The 17,724-nt window shown below is 53.1% G+C and carries 17 protein-coding genes and 1 pseudogene; 9 read left to right on the forward strand and 9 right to left on the reverse strand.

Features of this window, described 5'->3' with window-relative positions:
* Positions 1-44: 44 nt before the first annotated feature.
* Entirely contained in the window at positions 45-803 is a 759-nt protein-coding gene (locus LC431_RS07280; RefSeq protein WP_112151396.1) for a hypothetical protein, read from the reverse strand.
* A gap of 154 nt (positions 804-957) precedes the next feature.
* Here LC431_RS07280 and LC431_RS07285 point away from each other — a divergent pair, with 154 nt between their 5' ends.
* Positions 958-1,845 (forward strand): serine hydrolase, encoded by an 888-nt coding sequence (locus tag LC431_RS07285; protein ID WP_223509559.1) that lies wholly within the window; start codon positions 958-960, stop codon positions 1,843-1,845.
* 13 nt (positions 1,846-1,858) lie between these two features.
* Here LC431_RS07285 and LC431_RS07290 read toward each other — a convergent pair whose 3' ends face one another.
* Positions 1,859-2,254 carry a VOC family protein gene (locus LC431_RS07290; protein ID WP_223509560.1) on the reverse strand — a complete coding sequence of 132 codons (396 nt, stop codon included), beginning with the start codon at positions 2,252-2,254 and terminating at the stop codon, positions 1,859-1,861.
* Positions 2,255-2,392: 138 nt separating this feature from the next.
* Between LC431_RS07290 and LC431_RS07295 the strand changes: the two genes are divergently transcribed.
* The 3 genes from LC431_RS07295 to LC431_RS07305 all read left to right on the forward strand — a co-directional run bounded on the left by LC431_RS07295 (position 2,393) and on the right by LC431_RS07305 (position 5,580).
* Complete coding sequence (locus tag LC431_RS07295; RefSeq protein WP_119262299.1) at positions 2,393-3,391, forward strand: ROK family protein; 999 nt, start codon at positions 2,393-2,395, stop codon at positions 3,389-3,391.
* Positions 3,392-3,478: 87 nt separating this feature from the next.
* Positions 3,479-4,651: an MFS transporter gene (locus tag LC431_RS07300; RefSeq protein ID WP_112151393.1), complete on the forward strand. Its 1,173-nt coding sequence runs from the start codon at positions 3,479-3,481 to the stop codon at positions 4,649-4,651.
* Between the two features lie 116 nt (positions 4,652-4,767).
* Positions 4,768-5,580, forward strand: coding sequence for a Cof-type HAD-IIB family hydrolase (locus tag LC431_RS07305; RefSeq protein WP_112151392.1), 813 nt, complete (start codon positions 4,768-4,770; stop codon positions 5,578-5,580).
* A gap of 78 nt (positions 5,581-5,658) precedes the next feature.
* Here the strand turns inward: LC431_RS07305 and LC431_RS07310 are convergent, their stop codons facing one another.
* The 3 genes from LC431_RS07310 to mntR all read right to left on the reverse strand — a co-directional run bounded on the left by LC431_RS07310 (position 5,659) and on the right by mntR (position 7,263).
* Positions 5,659-6,198: a glycine zipper family protein gene (locus LC431_RS07310; protein WP_223509561.1), complete on the reverse strand. Its 540-nt coding sequence runs from the start codon at positions 6,196-6,198 to the stop codon at positions 5,659-5,661.
* Positions 6,199-6,212: 14 nt separating this feature from the next.
* Positions 6,213-6,560, reverse strand: coding sequence for a hypothetical protein (locus LC431_RS07315; protein WP_112151585.1), 348 nt, complete (start codon positions 6,558-6,560; stop codon positions 6,213-6,215).
* 259 nt (positions 6,561-6,819) lie between these two features.
* Entirely contained in the window at positions 6,820-7,263 is a 444-nt protein-coding gene (gene mntR, locus LC431_RS07320; RefSeq protein ID WP_013578199.1) for a manganese-binding transcriptional regulator MntR, read from the reverse strand.
* A gap of 247 nt (positions 7,264-7,510) precedes the next feature.
* Here mntR and LC431_RS07325 point away from each other — a divergent pair, with 247 nt between their 5' ends.
* The 5 genes from LC431_RS07325 to LC431_RS07345 all read left to right on the forward strand — a co-directional run bounded on the left by LC431_RS07325 (position 7,511) and on the right by LC431_RS07345 (position 11,189).
* The gene (locus tag LC431_RS07325) at positions 7,511-8,392 is read left to right on the forward strand and encodes a metal ABC transporter substrate-binding protein (RefSeq protein ID WP_370447456.1); all 882 of its coding nucleotides are present in this window, start codon (positions 7,511-7,513) and stop codon (positions 8,390-8,392) included.
* On the forward strand, positions 8,389-9,168 hold the full coding sequence (locus LC431_RS07330; protein WP_037032910.1) for an ATP-binding cassette domain-containing protein: 780 nt from the start codon (positions 8,389-8,391) through the stop codon (positions 9,166-9,168). The genes LC431_RS07325 and LC431_RS07330 overlap by 4 nt, the downstream gene beginning before the upstream one ends.
* Positions 9,165-10,019, forward strand: coding sequence for a metal ABC transporter permease (locus tag LC431_RS07335; RefSeq protein WP_013578202.1), 855 nt, complete (start codon positions 9,165-9,167; stop codon positions 10,017-10,019). The genes LC431_RS07330 and LC431_RS07335 overlap by 4 nt, the downstream gene beginning before the upstream one ends.
* Positions 10,016-10,870 carry a metal ABC transporter permease gene (locus tag LC431_RS07340; protein ID WP_119262296.1) on the forward strand — a complete coding sequence of 285 codons (855 nt, stop codon included), beginning with the start codon at positions 10,016-10,018 and terminating at the stop codon, positions 10,868-10,870. The genes LC431_RS07335 and LC431_RS07340 overlap by 4 nt, the downstream gene beginning before the upstream one ends.
* A 139-nt stretch (positions 10,871-11,009) precedes the next feature.
* Positions 11,010-11,189, forward strand: a complete 180-nt coding sequence (locus LC431_RS07345) for a hypothetical protein (protein ID WP_013578204.1) — start codon at positions 11,010-11,012, stop codon at positions 11,187-11,189.
* 166 nt (positions 11,190-11,355) lie between these two features.
* On the opposite strand, the gene mtr is transcribed toward LC431_RS07345, so the two are convergent.
* The 4 genes and pseudogenes from mtr to LC431_RS07365 all read right to left on the reverse strand — a co-directional run bounded on the left by mtr (position 11,356) and on the right by LC431_RS07365 (position 17,672).
* Positions 11,356-12,600 (reverse strand): tryptophan permease, encoded by a 1,245-nt coding sequence (mtr, locus tag LC431_RS07350; protein WP_153375292.1) that lies wholly within the window; start codon positions 12,598-12,600, stop codon positions 11,356-11,358.
* 943 nt (positions 12,601-13,543) lie between these two features.
* Entirely contained in the window at positions 13,544-14,278 is a 735-nt protein-coding gene (locus LC431_RS07355; protein WP_014416696.1) for a pirin family protein, read from the reverse strand.
* A gap of 70 nt (positions 14,279-14,348) precedes the next feature.
* Positions 14,349-16,082 carry an ABC-F family ATP-binding cassette domain-containing protein gene (locus LC431_RS07360; RefSeq protein ID WP_112151387.1) on the reverse strand — a complete coding sequence of 578 codons (1,734 nt, stop codon included), beginning with the start codon at positions 16,080-16,082 and terminating at the stop codon, positions 14,349-14,351.
* Positions 16,083-16,433: 351 nt separating this feature from the next.
* Positions 16,434-17,672 (reverse strand): annotated as a pseudogene (locus LC431_RS07365) (MFS transporter).
* Positions 17,673-17,724 lie beyond the last annotated feature (52 nt).

Here is a 17,724-nt window from a genome sequence, read left to right on the forward strand (position 1 = left end):
ACAGGTCAACCGCCGGTGCATCAGGCACCAGCGGTAAAGGCGGATTAAGTTTGCGGAGCGGAGGAGGTTAAATCTGTGATAACAGACGCTGCTGAATCCTGCGTCGCTTGTGATGCTGGCGACTGAGTGACGGGCGTCAGTTCGGTGATGTTCGGCGTCTGCGTCCCCTGCGTGGTTACCGGTGTTGCAGTTTGCGTTTGCGGAGTCGTTACCGGCGCGGCAGGTGTTACAGTCTGCGTTTGCTGGGTCGTTACCGGCGCGGCAGGTGTGGCAGTCTGCGTTTGCTGAGTTGCTACCGGCGCGGCAGGCGCTACAGTTTGCGTCTGTTCAGCTGCGGCAGGATCTTCAATTTGTGCTGGCATGCTCGGAATGCTCGGAACGGGTTCTGCCGGAATTGATTCTGACTTCGGTTTCGGAACCGGCGTTGATGCGCGAACAAGGAATGTCGGTTTGAGGTTCGCAACCGAATAGGTTACATGACTGATCACATCGCGCGAAGTGGCCACTTCGACAGGGGATATGGTCACGCGGCCAACAAGTGAACGGGCATAGCCGCCGACTTTATGTTTGCCCTCCGGAAGTTGTAACTCCATACTCTCGCCAATCCCCAGCGCACCGGCATCTTTGCCATCAATGGTCACATACAGCTTGGTGCCGTCGTCGGTTTTGGTCGGGACGTGCGTTACGGTCACCCGCGTGGAGCCAAAATCGAAAGCCGGTGCCTGGTCGGCGGTTTTCGATTTTGCACATCCTGTCAGGGCTAAAACGGCTGCTACGGCAGCCAGGGTGAAACGATAACTCATAGTGCGACGTCTTCCTTTAAGGGATTTTTGTGATCTGCGTACCAATATACCCGATCTCCGGTGAGAGATGAATGCGCATTCCGGGAACTCAGAGCAGTCTGTTATCAGCTATTCTTCGGCCTTGCCCGTTTTCTTTCATGCGATGAGGTTAGTCATGCATCAATTCCATTCTTATTGTATTTCAGCCTCAGGGGAAGAAAGGGGGCAAGGGGATTTCGAGGCTCGTTTTCCTTACTGGAGTTTCACCAAAACCACGATAGCGATTTGCGCGCTGAAGCTCAGTGAACGTGGCGTTTTGCAGCCCGACAGCCGCATTGACGGCGCGGCTTATACACTGCGGCAGCTGCTCAACCACACCGCCGGATTGCCGGATTACGGCTCGCTGAAAATCTATCACGACGCTGTCGCTGCCGGTGAGCAACCCTGGGAGCGCCAAAAATTACTCAATGCCGCCTTAGCCAAAGGCATGTTGTTTGCACCCGGTGAAGGCTGGTCCTATTCCAATGTCGGCTACATGCTGGCACGCGAGCAGATTGAAGCCGCGTCCGGACAGAGTTTTGCGCAACTGGTGGCAGACATCACCACCACACCGCTCGGGCTCACCAGCATTTCTCTTGCCACCACGCGCGAAGAGTTCGCGCAACTTCACTGTGAAGCCGCCGGAAAGTACGATCCGGGCTGGGTGTATCACGGTTGTCTGGCAGGCAATGTGCGGGACGCCGCCAGACTGTTGCACGGTTTATTCACCGGCAAACTCCTCAGCCCGGCGTCGCTGGCTGACATGCGGGTGACATACCCGCTCGGCGGTGCCCTTGAAGGGCGACCGTGGACCGAATGCGGTTACGCGCTCGGGCTGATGAGCGGCGCAATGGGAAAAGCCGGACGCTCGGCAGGTCACTCAGGCGGCGGTCCGTCGTGCGTGAATGCGGTCTATCACTTCCCGGATCTCAGCGAACCCGTGACCGGAGCCTGCTTTACTGACGGATATCACGAAGGGGAAGCCGAGACTGAACTCGGCAGACTTGTGCAAAACGTCGAATAATGCGGAAAGGGCTTCAGACCTGCGGTTCATGACAACAAATACACAGTTTATTGCCATCGGCGTCGCGGAAATACGTGCCGTAATAATCCGCATGATAATGCGGACGTAATCCCGGCTGGCCTTCGTCCCTTGCGCCATTGGCGATAGCGTATTCATAGATCCGATCAACCGTTTGACGTGTTTTTGCCAGCAATGCCACCATCTGGCCGTTACCGGCGCTGGCAGTATCGCCATCAAGAGGTTTGCCAATCAAAAATAACGGGCGCGGTGCATCAGGTGCCATCCACGCCGCCCAGGGTTTTTCATCGTCACAAAACTTCAGGATATGCCCCAGTTCAGCCATCACCGTGGCATAAAATTTGTAGGCGCGCTCAAAGTCGTTAACGCCGATACAGATGTGTGAAATCATGGGTGCCTCCATTGAAACTGAACACTTTTTATAGCCGGTTATGGCATTGCGTGCAGACTTTTGTCGTCAGACAACCGGAGCATTATTCCACTTTGTGCTAAATTAGCCCTCATTCTTACCCGTATTCCCCGAGGCAACATGTTCACTCCGCTCAACCGTACCACCCGTGAAATGAAGATCAACAATGTTGTGCTCGTCACTAATGCATTGAAATCACTGGGGTCGGCAACAAAAGCAGATTTAGCGGTTGCTACCGGGCTGAGCATTGCGACATGTGGTGCGGTGCTTAATGAACTGAGTCTGCGCCATGAGGTACTGGCGCTGGAACTGGAAGTTTCTCGTGGCGGGCGTCCGGCGCAGCGCTATGCATATAACCCGGACTTCTTCTCCGTACTGAGTTTGTATGCACAGGGCAGTGACGCGGCGGCGCAGATTATCTGGTCGGTGAATTCAGCCACGGGTGAAAGCCTGGCTCAGGGCGAAGTTCGTTTTTTGCCGCTGATGCTGGCAACGTTTTATCAGCAGATTGAATCGCTGCTGGCAAATTACCCGAATATTAAAGCGCTGGGCGTTGGATTGCCGGGTGTGGTGGTGAAAGGCACCGTCGCGACCTGCGATATCACGGTGTTTGCCGGTGTTGCTATCGAACAACAACTGCGTGACCGTTTTGGCCTGTACGTGCAAGTCGATAACGACATGAACTATACCGCCTGGGGTTTTTACCGCAGCAGTTGTGCCGGCGTCACTGCGCCGGTTGCCTATGTATTTAAGCCGGATGTCCCTTGTCTCGGATGCGGGATGGTGATTAACGGACAGGTATTACAGGGCGCAAGCCAGTTTGCCGGTGAAGTTTCCAACCTGCCGTTTGAGCATCTGAACACGCTGCCGGTGGCGGAGGAGATGGCAAAAGTGATTGTCTCGCTGACGGCGATTATCAACCCGGTCACCATTGCACTCTCCGGCCCTAAAATCAGCGAAGCGCTGATCCCGCAACTGACGGCACTCTGCCAGCAGTATATTCCCGCGCAACATATGCCTGAACTGACTTACCGCCCCTCCATGCGTAAGGATTATCTGCAAGGCATCACCGAACTGACCCTGCATAATTACAATCTGCACGTCGCTTTCGGCGAGTAATCCGTATTGACTTTTTTTTGTCCTCACCTCTATACTCGCCACTTATTAAAAGTCTTTTAATAATTAATTTTCTGCCGGGGGAACCTGATGTCACTGTCATCTGAAATGGAAAGTGTAAACGCGCATGCCGGAAGTCCTGCCCGACGTGTCGCCACGCGGGCTATATTTTTTGTTACCGGCATGGCGATGGGGTTGTGGGCGGCGCTGGTACCTTACGCGCAGTTGCGTACGCATTCCGAAGCGGGTGATCTCGGATTACTGTTGCTGTGCCTGGGCGCGGGGTCACTGTTGTCGATGCTGGGTTCCGGTCGGATTATTGGCCGGTTCGGTTGCCGGGCGGTGATTGTGGCCGCCGTGGTGTTGTATTGCCTGATGTTGCCGTTGCTGGCGGTGTTCAGTGATATCGGGTTGCTGGCGCTGAGTCTGTTTATTTTCGGCATGGGAATTGGTCTGGCTGATGTTGCGGTCAATGTGCAGGGAACGCTGGTTGAACAGGCAGCGGATAAACCGCTGATGTCTGGCTTTCATTGCCTGTGGAGCGTCGGCGGTATTGCCGGGGCCGGTGGCGGCGCGTTACTGCTCAGTGCCGGTATTTCGCCGCTCGGCAGCACGTTTTTTGCCGTGGCGCTGGTTGTCATCGTGACTGCCTGGTCTTTCCGCGGCATGTTACCGTTTGGCGCGCATGAGGAAGACGGGGCTGAGGGCAAACCTAAAGCGAGGCCGAATTTTCGCCTCGCGCTGATGGCCGTGATGGCGATGATCTGTTTTATGGCTGAAGGTGCGGTGCTCGACTGGGGTGGCGTATTTCTGACTCGTGAGCGCGGGCTGGCGCTGGAACATGCAGGCTGGGGCTTTGCGGTGTTTGCTGTCGCAATGTCGCTGATGCGCCTGACCGGCGATGCCATTGTCAGCGCGCTGGGACGCAAAAGAATTCTGGTGGTGGGCGGTGTGCTGGGGATCGCCGGTTACCTGATGGTGGTGCTGTTACCGGGCTGGATCCTGCCGTTATGCGGGTTTGCGCTGGTCGGTATCGGTGCGGCCAATATCGTACCAGTACTGATTACCCTCGCAGGCCAGGAGAAAGTGATGCCGGTGAATATGTCTGTGGCGATGGTTGCCACACTTGGGTATCTCGGTGTGCTCGGTGGCCCGGCAGTCATTGGCTTTATCGCCCATTTATCCAGTTTATATGTGGCATTTTCGGCGGTAGCTGCCGCGTTTCTTATCATCACGTTTGGCGCATACAAACTGAAGTATTGATTGTTTTCAAAGATCAAGGTTTTATAACTGAGTAGCAAATTTGCCCGCTGGCACCTCAACCCCGTCAGCCTTCTTTTACTGTTAATGATAAAAATCCGACCCTGCAAGGAGCTGTGATGGCCGTAAAACTTATTGCCGTAGACATGGATGGAACCTTTCTGAACCCGCAACATGAATACAATAAAATCCGTTTTCGCGAGCAATATCAGCAACTGCTGGCGCGCGATATCAAATTTGTGGTGGCCAGCGGTAATCAGTATTACCAGCTTAAATCTTTCTTCGATGACATCGATGAACAGATTGCCTATGTGGCGGAAGGTGGGGGTTATGTCGTCGACAAAAAAGAAGAAGTTTATTGCGGCAAACTCGAACCTGAACAGGTCGCTGACGTACTGCACTGGATCAGCCGGACACCGGGCATTAACACCATCGTTTGCGGCAGAAAGGGCGCGTATGTACTGAACGGCACCGATGAAGCCTTTATCAGCCGGATGCGTCGTTACTATCACCGCCTGAGCAAAGTGAGCGATTATGCCGAAATCAACGACACGATTTTCAAATTCGCGCTTAGCTATAGGGAGGATGACGTCTATCCGCTTATGGGCGAAATTACCCGCCATCTGGGCAATATTGTTGCGCCGGTTACCAGCGGGCACGGTTCGGTTGATCTGATCATCAGCGGAAATCACAAAGCCTGCGGCCTGCAAAAAATCCAGAAAATCTACGGTATCCGGGATGAGGAAGTGCTGGCCTTCGGTGATAGCGGAAATGATCTCGAAATGCTCAGCTATTGCGGATTTGGTTTTGCGATGGACAACGCCTCGGCAGCGGCCAAAGCTGCCGCAAAATACACGGCACCATCAAACAGTGATGAGGGTGTGCTGAACATTATCGATGATGTGCTTAATGACCGTGCGCCGTTTGCCTGAACGACGAAAGACTGAAGAAAAGTGAACTGAAACAAAAGGCTGCCAGAGAACGGGCAGCCTTTTTAATTGTGCAAAAACTTAAGGTACGTAATCCGGAGGAACATCGTTGTTTTCCGGCGGGGCCGGATAGTAGTCCGGTGGCACCTCTGACTGTGCCTGAGGTTGCGCACTGTAACCATAGCTGGCATCGACCGGCACTTTATTGCCTTTGGCATACATGCACTGGGTGTAGACGGTATCGTATTGATCCTGCAAATTACCGCTGCTGGCACCTGCGCCGTTACTGCCCATCGCGCTGCCAATCAACAAACCACTGCCTGCGCCAACCAGCGCGCCCGCTCCGGCCTGATGAGACGCCGCGCCTAGCAGCGCACCCGCCGCTGCACCTACAACGGTGCCTGCCGCGGCGGTATTGATTGCGTTATTGTTGGCTGTTTGTGCGCCGCCGTTAACACTGTTGTAGGCGTCATTCCGGCAGGCCATTTCATCCATACGGAATTGCTGATAATCCTTACCGGTGCCGGGTAACACCATCACATCGGGCCGGGTGGGAGGAGAAACGCAGCCGGAAAGCGCTGCAGTCAGGGCGATAACCGCCAGCGGAGTGAACCTGTTCATGAAATTATCGCCTGTTAACGCGGTGCGGAATCACCTACAACCACCTTCATCCAGCCGCGCGGACAGCGCTGCACATGCGGATAGTAGCCCGCAGGATTCTGGCAGTAATAGGCATAGTCAGGAGTTTTCTCAACATATGTCTGCGGTTGTGCTGGTGTAACGTAGATCACCGGCGGCGGCCCGTAATACACCGGAGGCGGTGGTGGTCCCCAGGGGATGCCGACGATAATGCGCGGTCCACCGTATCCACCGTGATAGTAGCCGTGACCATAATAACCATGCCCGTAATAGCCATAGGCAAACGATGCAAAGCTGGCAGACATCAGCACGCCAGCGGTCAGCATCAACAACAACCTTTTCATAACAACCTCGACGCGCAATGATCGGATACAGGGAATGGCTTAAATGCCACCATTCCTGAGCGTAACGATACGCCCAAGTGTGGGAAAAGGTTGGCGGGAGATCAGGGTGAATCTGACAAGGTAACGCCAGCAATTGTGAGCAAAAAATTCACGGGAAAAGATTACTTTACGAACATCGGAGAGGGCGTGGGAATATCGGGGAAAACCGCCCGGTTCTGTTAAAAAACCAACCCGGCGGCGGATGAGATGCGGCGTTAAATCAGGATTTTTTCTCTGCCGTAAAGCGTCTGAACGCTTCAAGCGTTTCATCGCTGACGTGATGCTCAACACCTTCTGCATCGAGGCGCGCGGTTTCGGGGCTGATCCCAAGGGCAATAAAGAACGCTTCTACGACGTTATGACGCTCGCGGTTTTCCGCTGCCAGCCGCTCACCTTCAGGCGTAAGGAAGGTTCCGCGATAGGGTAACTGATGAACCAGCCCGGCATTGGCCAGTCGTTTGAGCGTTTTTGCGACGGTAGGCTGAGAAACCCCCAGCCGCGCGGCCAAATCGACCTGACGCGCTTCGCCAAATTCGTGGATTAAGTCTGAAATCAGCTCAACGTAATCGTCCATTAATTCCCGGCGATGTGCCTCGCGCACCTGTAAAAAACCCTGAGCGTGTTCTTCCACATCCAGTAATGGATTTATTTTTTTTTCTTTCACTACGCCTGCCTCTTTCTTGCTCAACGGTTTTTACCGTTGCCGCGTACACCACGGCAACTCACGCATTGTAAACCAAGTACACACATCTACCAATTTCTGAAAACTTTGCCTTGGCTATGGAGTATAGCCTGTGCTATACCTGAATAATAAACCGCCGGTTAATGCGCAGAGTGACAGGAGAGATTTGATGGAAAAAGGACAAAGCATTTTAAAATTATTCAGCTATTCGCCGTTTCGTTTGCGACTGATGCTGGTCGGGATGATCGTGGCGCTGATCACCGGAAACGCGCAGGCGGCCGAAAAAGACAAAAAGAAGTTTAAAGTCGTCACCACTTTCACAGTGATCCAGGATATCGCGCAGAACGTTGCCGGTGATGCGGCGACGGTAGAATCCATCACCAAACCCGGCGCAGAAATTCATGATTACCAGCCGACGCCGCGCGACATCGTGAAAACCCAGTCGGCGGATCTCATTTTGTGGAACGGTTTTAACCTTGAACGCTGGTTTGGTCGTTTTTTTGCCAACATCAGGAATGTGCCTTCTGCGACAGTGACGGACGGCATCGCGCCTCTGCCTATTCAGGAAGGACCGTATGTCGGTAATCCAAACCCTCATGCCTGGATGTCCGCGAAAAATGCGCTGGTTTACGTCGAAAATATCCGCGCCGCGCTGGTGAAATATGACCCTGAAAACGCCGCCGTTTATGACCGCAATGCTAAAAATTATGCCGAAAAAATCAGCCTGCTCGATGCGCCGTTGCGTGAGCGTCTGGCGAAAATCCCGGAAGGACAGCGCTGGCTGGTGACCAGCGAAGGCGCGTTCAGTTATCTGGCGAAAGATTATGGATTGAAAGAAGCCTACCTGTGGCCGATCAACGCGGAAGAACAGGGTACGCCGCAGCAGGTGAAAAAAATCATCGATCTGGTGCGTCAGCAAAATATCCCGGTGGTATTCAGCGAAAGCACAATCTCGGACAAACCGGCGAAGCAGGTCAGTAAAGAGACGGGCGCGAAATATGGCGGCGTGTTGTATGTCGATTCACTGTCTGCCGCTGACGGGCCGGTGCCGACTTACATTGATTTGCTGAAAGTCACGGTGAGTACCATCGCAGAAGGGTTCGGACAATGAGTGACACCAGGCTGCATCTCAAGGTTGATGATATTTCGGTGACCTACAACAACGGGCATACCGCGATTGAGAATGCCTCGTTCACGCTGCACGGCGGCTCGATTTGCGCACTGCTGGGCGTGAACGGCAGCGGTAAATCCACGCTGTTTAAAACCATTATGGGGATTATCCGTCCGACGCACGGGCGGGTGACACTTGATGGCCTCAATGTCGCCAAAGCACTGAAACAAAATCTGATCGCGTATGTGCCGCAGTCGGAAGAGGTGGACTGGAATTTCCCGGTGCTGGTGCGGGATGTGGTGATGATGGGGCGCTATGGCAAAATGTCGTTTCTGCGCATTCCCTCACAGGAAGATAAAAAACAAGTTGCTTCCGCGCTGGCGCGTGTTGGGCTGACGGAGCTGGCCCACCGCCAGATTGGAGAGCTTTCCGGCGGTCAGAAAAAACGCGTTTTCCTGGCGCGTGCGCTGGCACAACAAGGGCGGGTGATGTTGCTTGATGAGCCGTTTACCGGCGTGGATATCAAAACTGAAAACGCTATTATCGAATTGCTGCGACAACTGCGCGAGGAAGGACATCTGATTCTGGTGTCGACGCACAACATCGCCAGCGTGCCCGATTTTTGTGATCGCGTGGTGCTGATTAACCGCACGGTGATGGCTTCCGGTCCGCTGGAAACCACCTTTACCCATCAGAATCTTGAAAATACCTTTGGCGGTGCGCTGCGTAATATCGGCTATCTGGTGCCACAAGAACCGGTGAGGCGGGCGGTATGACCGAACTGTTGCTGGAGCCGTTTCAGTACAACTATATGGTGAAAGCCATCTGGGTGAGTGCGGGGGTCGGTGCAGTGTGTGCCTTTTTATCGGCGTATCTGATGCTCAAAGGCTGGTCACTGATGGGCGATGCGTTGTCGCATTCGGTAGTGCCCGGTGTCGCGGGCGCTTACGCGCTGGGCTTTCCCTACGCGATCGGCGCATTCGGGACCGGTATTCTGGCCGCACTTTGCATGACACTGTTGCGTCACTTCACCAAACTGCGGGAAGACGCGATTATCGGTTTCGTGTTCTCCACGTTCTTTGCCCTTGGCCTGTTACTGGTGTCGCTTAACCCGACATCCGTTAACGTGCAGTCGATTCTGTTCGGCAATATTTTAGGGATTGATGACGCCGATATTTTACAGGTACAAATTATTGTCGGCGTTTCGCTGCTGGTGCTGTGTCTTATCTGGCGTGACCTGCTGGCGGTATTTTTCGACGAAGCGCATGCGGTTTCGGTCGGCCTTTCGCCGCTGTGGCTGAAAGTGATTTTCTTCACTATTTTCAGCGCGTGCAGCGTAGCGGCGTTACAAACTGTCGGCGCAATTTTAGTGATCGCAATGGTCATCACACCCGGCGCAACGGCCTATCTGCTGTCAGACCGTTTTTCACATCTGCTCATTATTTCTGTGATCATCGGTGCAGTGACCAGTGCAGCGGGGGCATGGCTGAGTTATTTCCTCGATGGTGCAACCGGCGGGGTGATTGTTTGTCTGCAAACCACCGTCTTCCTGCTGGCGTTCTTGTTCGCGCCGAAACATGGCTGGCTGGTGAATCATTTCCGCATTAAAAACCGGAGCCGCGCATGATGTCCTGGTTTGATGTGCTGATGGAGCCGCTGAGCTTCGATTTTATGCAACGTGCTCTGCTGACCGCTGCGGCCACCAGTATCGTCTGCGCAATGTTTTCCTGTTTTCTGGTACTCAAAGGCTGGTCGCTGATGGGGGACGCCATTTCTCATGCGGTCCTTCCGGGCGTAGTGCTGGCCTATCTGGCAGGAATTCCGCTGGTGATTGGCGCGTTCGGTTCCGGCCTGTTTTGCGCGGTCGCGACGGGTTTCATCAAAGAACATTGCCGGGTGAAAGAAGATTCGGTAATGGGGATCGTCTTCTCCGGTATGTTTGCCGGTGGTCTGGTGCTGTTCTCGCGGGTGAATACCGAGCAGCATCTCAGCCACATTTTGTTTGGTAACGTGCTGGGTGTGACCGACAGTGAAATGTTGCAAACCCTGATTATCGCCGCTGTCGTGACGATGGCGATTATCCTCAAATTTAAAGACCTGATGCTGTTTTGTTTTGATCCTGTACAGGCGAAAGTCATCGGGCTGCCGGTACGTTTTTATCACTATGCGTTGTTGTGTATGCTGGCACTGACCATTGTCGCAGCGTTACAGGCTGTCGGTGTGGTGCTGGTGGTGGCGATGCTGATTACGCCGGGCATTACGGCGTTTCTGCTGTGTAAGACGTTGACGAAGATGCTGGTGGTTTCCGTGACAACGTCACTTTTTGCGGCCATCTCAGGCACTTTTATCAGCTTCTATATTGATGCTGCGACCGGGCCGACAATCGTTCTGGTGCAGGCGGCCATTTTCCTGCTGGCGCTGACGGCGAATTTACTGCGCAAATCGATTAAGCCGCGTCAGGCCGCACCGAATACTTAGTACCGGCGCGTCAGGACGCCGTATTCCCTTTTTGAGCGATTCTGATGACGCCGCTGGCTACCTGCCGCATAAAAGCCTACCATCGATCAGCAACACACGGGTTTATTGAAGTTCAATGAAGTAAGAGTTAAGGATTGTTATGAGCGAAGTTGCAAGTTCCATCAGTGTTGGCGATAGCTTTACTGTCAAGAACGGCTCAACCCATGAAGTCACTGGCTTTGTGAAGAAAGGCGAAAGAATTTACCCGACGATCAAAACTGATCACGGCGATTCGAACTTCACCTTCATCAAAGAAATTGTTTCAGTGAATAAAGCGTAACGTTAACGACCTTCTCTATGATCGCGGCCTGTTTGTATTAAGCAAAGAGCAGGCTGCGTGATGTGATTGCCTTCAGAAATCCTTCCTGCCTCACCTCTGTCTTTGCTATACCCTATGTCTTTTGATGCACCAGCCCTGTCCGACGGACAAAACGGGTGGAAATCATTTAACGATATACCGGCAGTAAATTTATGCTCGACAGAATGTGCACTACCGCATTCAGTACGCCAAACAACAGCACCAGCACAATCATTTTATTGCCGCCCCATACACGGTAGAGCGGGCTGCCGAAGCGCTGGCGTGATGCCCGTGCCATCAGTGCCGGAACAATCACCGCCCAGACCGTGGCGGCGAGACCGGCAAAACCAATCGCGTAAATAAAACCATCCGGGTAGATCACACCGCCAATGATCGGCGGCACAAAGGTGATCAGTGCGGTTTTAAATCGACCGGTACGGCTGTCGTCGAATTTGAAAAGGTCAGCCAGATAGTCGAATAATCCGAGCGTCACGCCCAGGAATGAACAGGCCACGGCGAAGTTGGAGAAAATGGTCAGCAGCAAATCCAGCCCCGCACTGTTGAGGATCTGACTCAGCGATTGCACCAGCACATCAATATTGCCACCACGTTCGGCGATGCCAATAAACGCCGTGCGTGGAATGTTACCCATCGTGCCCAGCATCCAGATGACATACAGCCCGAACGCCATAAGGGTACCCAGCAACAGGCATCTTTTGATGATCTGCGGGTTCTTGCCGTAATATTTCATCAGGCTCGGTACGTTACCGTGATAGCCAAACGAGGCGAGACAAAACGGCAGCGTCGCCAGCACATACGGTGTGTAACTCGGGTTCAACTCCACGCTGTTAAGCAAATTTACCGGTTTGATGTGCCACAGTAAGCTGCCAAATGTCAGGAAGAAGGCGATGATTTTGGCACCCAGCACAATTGCGGTCATGCGACTCACGGCGCGGGTGCTGAGCCAGACAATAAACGCAACTGCCAGTGCGGTCAGCAGGCCGCCGAGGCGGGGAGAAAAGCTCACTGCCATTTCGCGCAGCGTATGTTGAATAACCGAACCGCTGGCAGAAATATAAGCGTAAGTCAGGATATACAGCACGAACGCGATGGTCATGCCATTCAGCCGGTTCCAGTTTTTCCCCAGCAAATCGCCGGTGACGGTATTAAAACTCGACCCTACAGGATAGTTAAGATTCGCTTCGAGGATCATCAGGCCTGAGTGCAGCATACAAAACCAGGTAAAAATCAATGCGGCAACTGACCAGAAAAACCAGGCTCCGGACATCACCACTGGCAAAGAAAACATCCCTGCGCCGATGATAGTTCCACCGATAATCATTGCGCCACCCAATACAGAATGCTGCGGAGCGGTCACGGAAAGCGTCGCCATAGTGCGGATCCTCGCGTGGCTTTTATCACGATTCGTTAAGTGAATTGCTGTAAAAGATTTGATATGAAAATTGTCCGGAAATCGCGCGTTTATGCTGCGGTCAGGGCCATGAGCGCAGCAATATAGTGGATTTAAGCACTGATGTACACTGTTGAACTAGCTTGCTGGTACAAAAGTAGTTGTTATCACGTTCAGCGGGGCGGGGAGGCAGGAGATGTGCACGCAGGATTATTTTTATTCGACTTTTTGGTTACTTGCCTTATCAATATCTTTGGTATAGGTCACAGATTTCATTATGTTTTCTAATATGGCATAGATTAAAAAACCTGTTCGTAAATACAGGGTTGACACACGATTTATAACGAGTAGATTAGAACTCAGCACCAGAGAGAAATGGGATGAAAATTTTATTTCGCGGTGCATTTAGCAGGTTGATAAACTTGCAAGTAATGAGATGCGATAAAGGCCACGAAGTATTTTAGTTTGGGTGATTCAACACCGGATTGTCATTTAAAATCCGTGAGATGATGCTTTAAGGCCATGCAGTAAAGCTGTAAAATCGCATGATGTGGAAGAAAACGCGATGATGTAACGCCTTGTTAGTCAGAGTAATGTTCGCGATTTGGGTACGTTAAGTCTGAAATCGAGAATATCGCGACGAGAGTAAGGTCACGCATCAAAGAGTATATATCGCGAGGGTGATGTACTCATTTATCCCGACTGAAAACCGGTATAAGTGAAATTAACAGGATACCGATGTTATTCCACAAAATTATAGGAGGATAGCGTTACCTGGCTTCAAAATATATCCTGTGAAAATATGTGCATCTTTAGAAGTTGTAATATGTAATTAAGTTGATGAATGTTAAATATTAATTTGGTAGTACCTTAAAAGCCCCGGTTTAACAACTGGGGCTTTTATATTTTAACTGCCAGATTTTAATTACTTTCCGCTAATCGCCCCTTCCAGAATGGCTTCTGCACCCAGACAAACGAGGAAACACACCAGGGTGGTTTCTTTTTTTGCCGAGGCGGCAGGCAATGCACTTTCCTCATCACTGATCGCATCACCTTTTGACAGGCTGACGTCCGCAATGCTGATTTCGCCATCCATGACATACAACCACTGTGCAAATCCCGGATGTGCCGGAATTTCCGTGGTGGTATTTTCATCCATGCGAATGTCATAAACATATACTGCCTGACGAATTTCCAATGGGGATTCAATCCCTTCCGGCGCGGCCAGCAGCGTCCATTCGTTTTGCTTTACGCCGTCCGGACGTTCCATGAACTGCACACGACTCTCGAGGTTTGCTTTGCGCGGACGAATGAAAATCTGCAACATTTCGGCGGGCACCAGCGGCGTGGATTCTTCATGCCAGAAGCTTTCTCCGGCATTCATCATCATCAGCTTTTTCGGTGAGAGCGATATCCGATGACCGGCAGAATCTTCGTGCACCATCGAACCGCGCCACATATAGCTGAAGATTTCATCGTTGTTATGCTCATGCATTTTCACCAGCGTACCCAGTTCCAGGTTGGCATGATCGATAACACTGAGCGGTCCGAATGCATCATCGCTATTTTCGGGCAGAATTTTCCCGGGGCGCATGCGGCGGATACGGAACGGGCCGTATTCGAAGGTGGTTTTAGGCTCAGCACGTAAAACGTTAAACATAATTTCTCCGGCAGGAACAGCAATGCGTTGTGTAAGTAAAAATCAATATACAGTTTCTTAACATATGTCTTTAAAGCAGATCCAGCAACGCATTCAGTTCATCAATCTTTTGTTGCCACTGGCGTTGCAGTTCCGGTTTCTGATGCTTTGGTTTGCGCGCCAGGTCGTCTTCCAGCTTGTTTTCCAGCGCCATCAGTGTCGCCAGCAAGCGTTCCTCTTCAGTTTCCTGAATCACCACGCTTTCCAGCCTCACGTCCGACACCGGCGCGTCGGCAGGAGGAACCGCGCCTGCCAGAATCGCATACACCGGCGCGGGGGAATGCCATTCTTCCAGACGCTGCTGGTCTATCAGCCAGAAACGGTTGCAGCTTTGCTCGATCAGCGTCCTGTCATGGGAAACCATCAGCACTGCGCCGCTGAAGGTTTTCAGCGTTTCCGCCAGCTCCTCTTTACCTTCCAGATCCAGATGGTTGGTCGGCTCATCAAGTAACAAAAGGGAATAGTTCGCCAGCGTCAGGCCGATAAACAGCAGCCGTGAACGTTCGCCACCGCTGAGCGTGCTCACTTTTTGCTGATGACGGATATACGGAAATCCCGCGCCAATCAGCGCCATTTTTCGCTGTTCTTCGGTCAGCGGCGCAAAATGCGCCAGGGCATCAGAAAGCGAATCGTTATCCTGCAATTGATGTTGGTTCTGATCGTAATAACCCATTCGCACGCGCGGATGGAAAATCACGCCTTTGACCGTCGTTTCCGGGCAGATAAACGCCTGCCACAAACTGTGCAGAAGGGATGATTTACCGCAACCGTTACGCCCGACCAGCGCGATACGATCGCCGCTCTTCACCCGCATTTCATCAAGGGTGAACAGCACCGGGGCATCAGGCGCCGGTCGCACCTGTAAATCAGCCAGCGCCAGCACGCGATCCGCCGCCAGCGCTTCGCCGTTCAGGCGAAGTTTCCACTGATTGCCTGCGGTGACGTCAGTTTGATCTTCCTTCATGCGCACCACGTGTTTTTCCATTTGCTTGGCCTTGCGCGCCAGTCCCTCATTGTCGTAAACGCTGCCCCAGACGGCCAGCCGTTTGGCGCTCAGTGTCACGCGGTCAATTTCCTTTTGCTCCGCTTTACGACGCAGTGCGTCGGCAATGTCTTTTTCTTCCAGCGCCTGACGTGCCTGGGTACAAGGCAGGCGGATAAATTGCAGCGTTTTATCGCGCAGGATCCAGGTTGAGTTGGTTACGCTGTCCAGCAGACTGCGGTCATGGGAAACCAGTACAAAGCTGCCCGCCCAGTTTTTCAGAAACTGCTCCAGCCACAGTAATGTCGGCAGATCCAGATGATTGCTTGGCTCATCGAGCAGCAGTAAATCCGGCTGGTGGATCAGCGCCCGCGCCAGCAGCAGACGGGTATGCTGGCCGCCACTGAGCGTACCCGCCGTCAGTTCCCAGGCATTTTCATCAAAACCCAGGTCCGAAAGCAGCACCTGCGCCTGCCAGGGTTCGGGCTGATGAAGGCTGCCGGGCAGATGACCGAGCACCGATTCCAGCAGGGTACAATCATTGAGTTCTGCGGGAAGATGCTGTTCGACGCGCGCCATCAGGCATTGATTCGCCAGTGTCACGGTGCCGGAGGAGGCCGCCAGTTCACCGCTGAGGATTTTCAGCAAGGTGCTTTTGCCGCAGCCGTTATGGCCGATAAGACCAATGCGGTCGCCTTTTTTCAGGCCGAAGGAAATCTCAGCCAGTAACGGGCCGAAGGCGTTATCGAAAGATAAAGATTGTGCGGATAATAAAGTCGTCATGAATGCTTACTCAGGTTTTCAGGCACAAAGATGCCTGTCGTCAGAAAAGCCGACGATAACCGGTAAGCCGGAGGGAAGTTCTCAGGTTGTCAGTTAGCTTCGCTCAAGCAGGTTATCGCGGCACGGTGCCGGAAATGCCTGAGCAGTGACGATCGCTAAGGACGAGTGAAATTAAAAAAACTTCACGGGTCAGCATGGCAATCCTCCTTATATAACGTTGGTGAATGAATGAGCTGATTATATTGGGGATTATTGAATTATTCCAGTCAGAGCAACTCGTTAAAACGCATAACGCCATCCCAGCCGTCCACTCATGAGAGGGACGGCGCTGATTTGCGTGTCGTGATGCGATTAAGCTTCAACGACTTCATTTTCCAGCTTCTGCCTTTTTCGCAGGCCGGGGAACCAGGTCATCCACAATCCGACCACGATCAGCGTGCCGACACCGCCGATGGCTGCGGCGGGAACTGCGCCAACCCAGGCGGCCAGCAGACCGGATTCAAATTCACCGAGCTGATTCGAGGTGTTGATGAAGATGGAGTTCACGGCGCTGACACGACCGCGCATGTCATCCGGTGTATCAAGCTGTACCAGCGCACCGCGGATCACCATGCTGATCATATCGAAACCGCCGAGAGCAAACAGCGCCAGCATCGATAACCAGAGCGAAGTGGAAAACGCGAAAACCAGTGTGGCGGCACCGAAACCGGCGACGGCGGCGAACATGATTTTTCCGACATTACGGTTGAGTACGCGGTGGCTCAGCCAGAACCCGACGATCAGACCGCCGACCGCCGGTGCGCCACGTAGCAAGCCTAATCCCCACGGACCGGTATGCAGAATGTCGTGAGCGAAAATGGGTAACAGGGCGGTTGCGCCACCGAGTAAAACCGCGAACAAGTCGAGCGAAATCACGCCCAGCACGTCCGGGCGGGCGCGGATAAAACCAATGCCTGCGAACAGCGTTTTGAAGGTTGCCGGTACACGATGCGGCTGTGCCTGTTCATAGCGTAAACGGCTGACCATTACGATAGATAACAGATACAGACAGGCGCACACGGCGTATGCGACACCCGCGCCCGCGACATACAGAAAGCCACCCAGCGCCGGGCCAACCATCGACGCGGCCTGTCCGGAAACGCTGGTGGCGGCCATTGCGCGGGCCAGCAAATTCGGTGGCACCAGCGCGGGCAACATCGACTGTAATGAAGGGGCTTCCATCGCTTTGGCAGTCGAAATCACGAAAATCAGTCCGAGCACGACCACTTCATTGACGTGATGTGTCAGCGTCAGATAAGCCAGCGAGCCAATCGCCACTCATTCGGCGATTTGCCCGAGCAGCACCACGCGGCGGCGGTCAAACTGATCGGCAACGTGGCCTGCCACCAGCGCAAGCGCGACGGAAGGTAAAAACTGCACCAACCCGATCAGCCCGAGATCAAACGCCCGGCCGGTGATCGAATAAATCTGCCAGCTCACCACGATGGAAAGCATCTGGAAACCAAAGCTGGACGCTGCACGGGCGATCCAGAAAGCGACAAACGAGCGGTGCCGTAACAGTGAGTCTGAATTACCGGAAGCAGCAGACATGACAAATCCCTGAAAAATGAAAGATGCCGTGTCTGTGGTTTTTGAAAACTCG

The sequence above is a fragment of the Rahnella sp. GSA61A genome (assembly GCF_019969905.1).
GTDB lineage: Bacteria > Pseudomonadota > Gammaproteobacteria > Enterobacterales > Enterobacteriaceae > Rahnella > Rahnella aceris.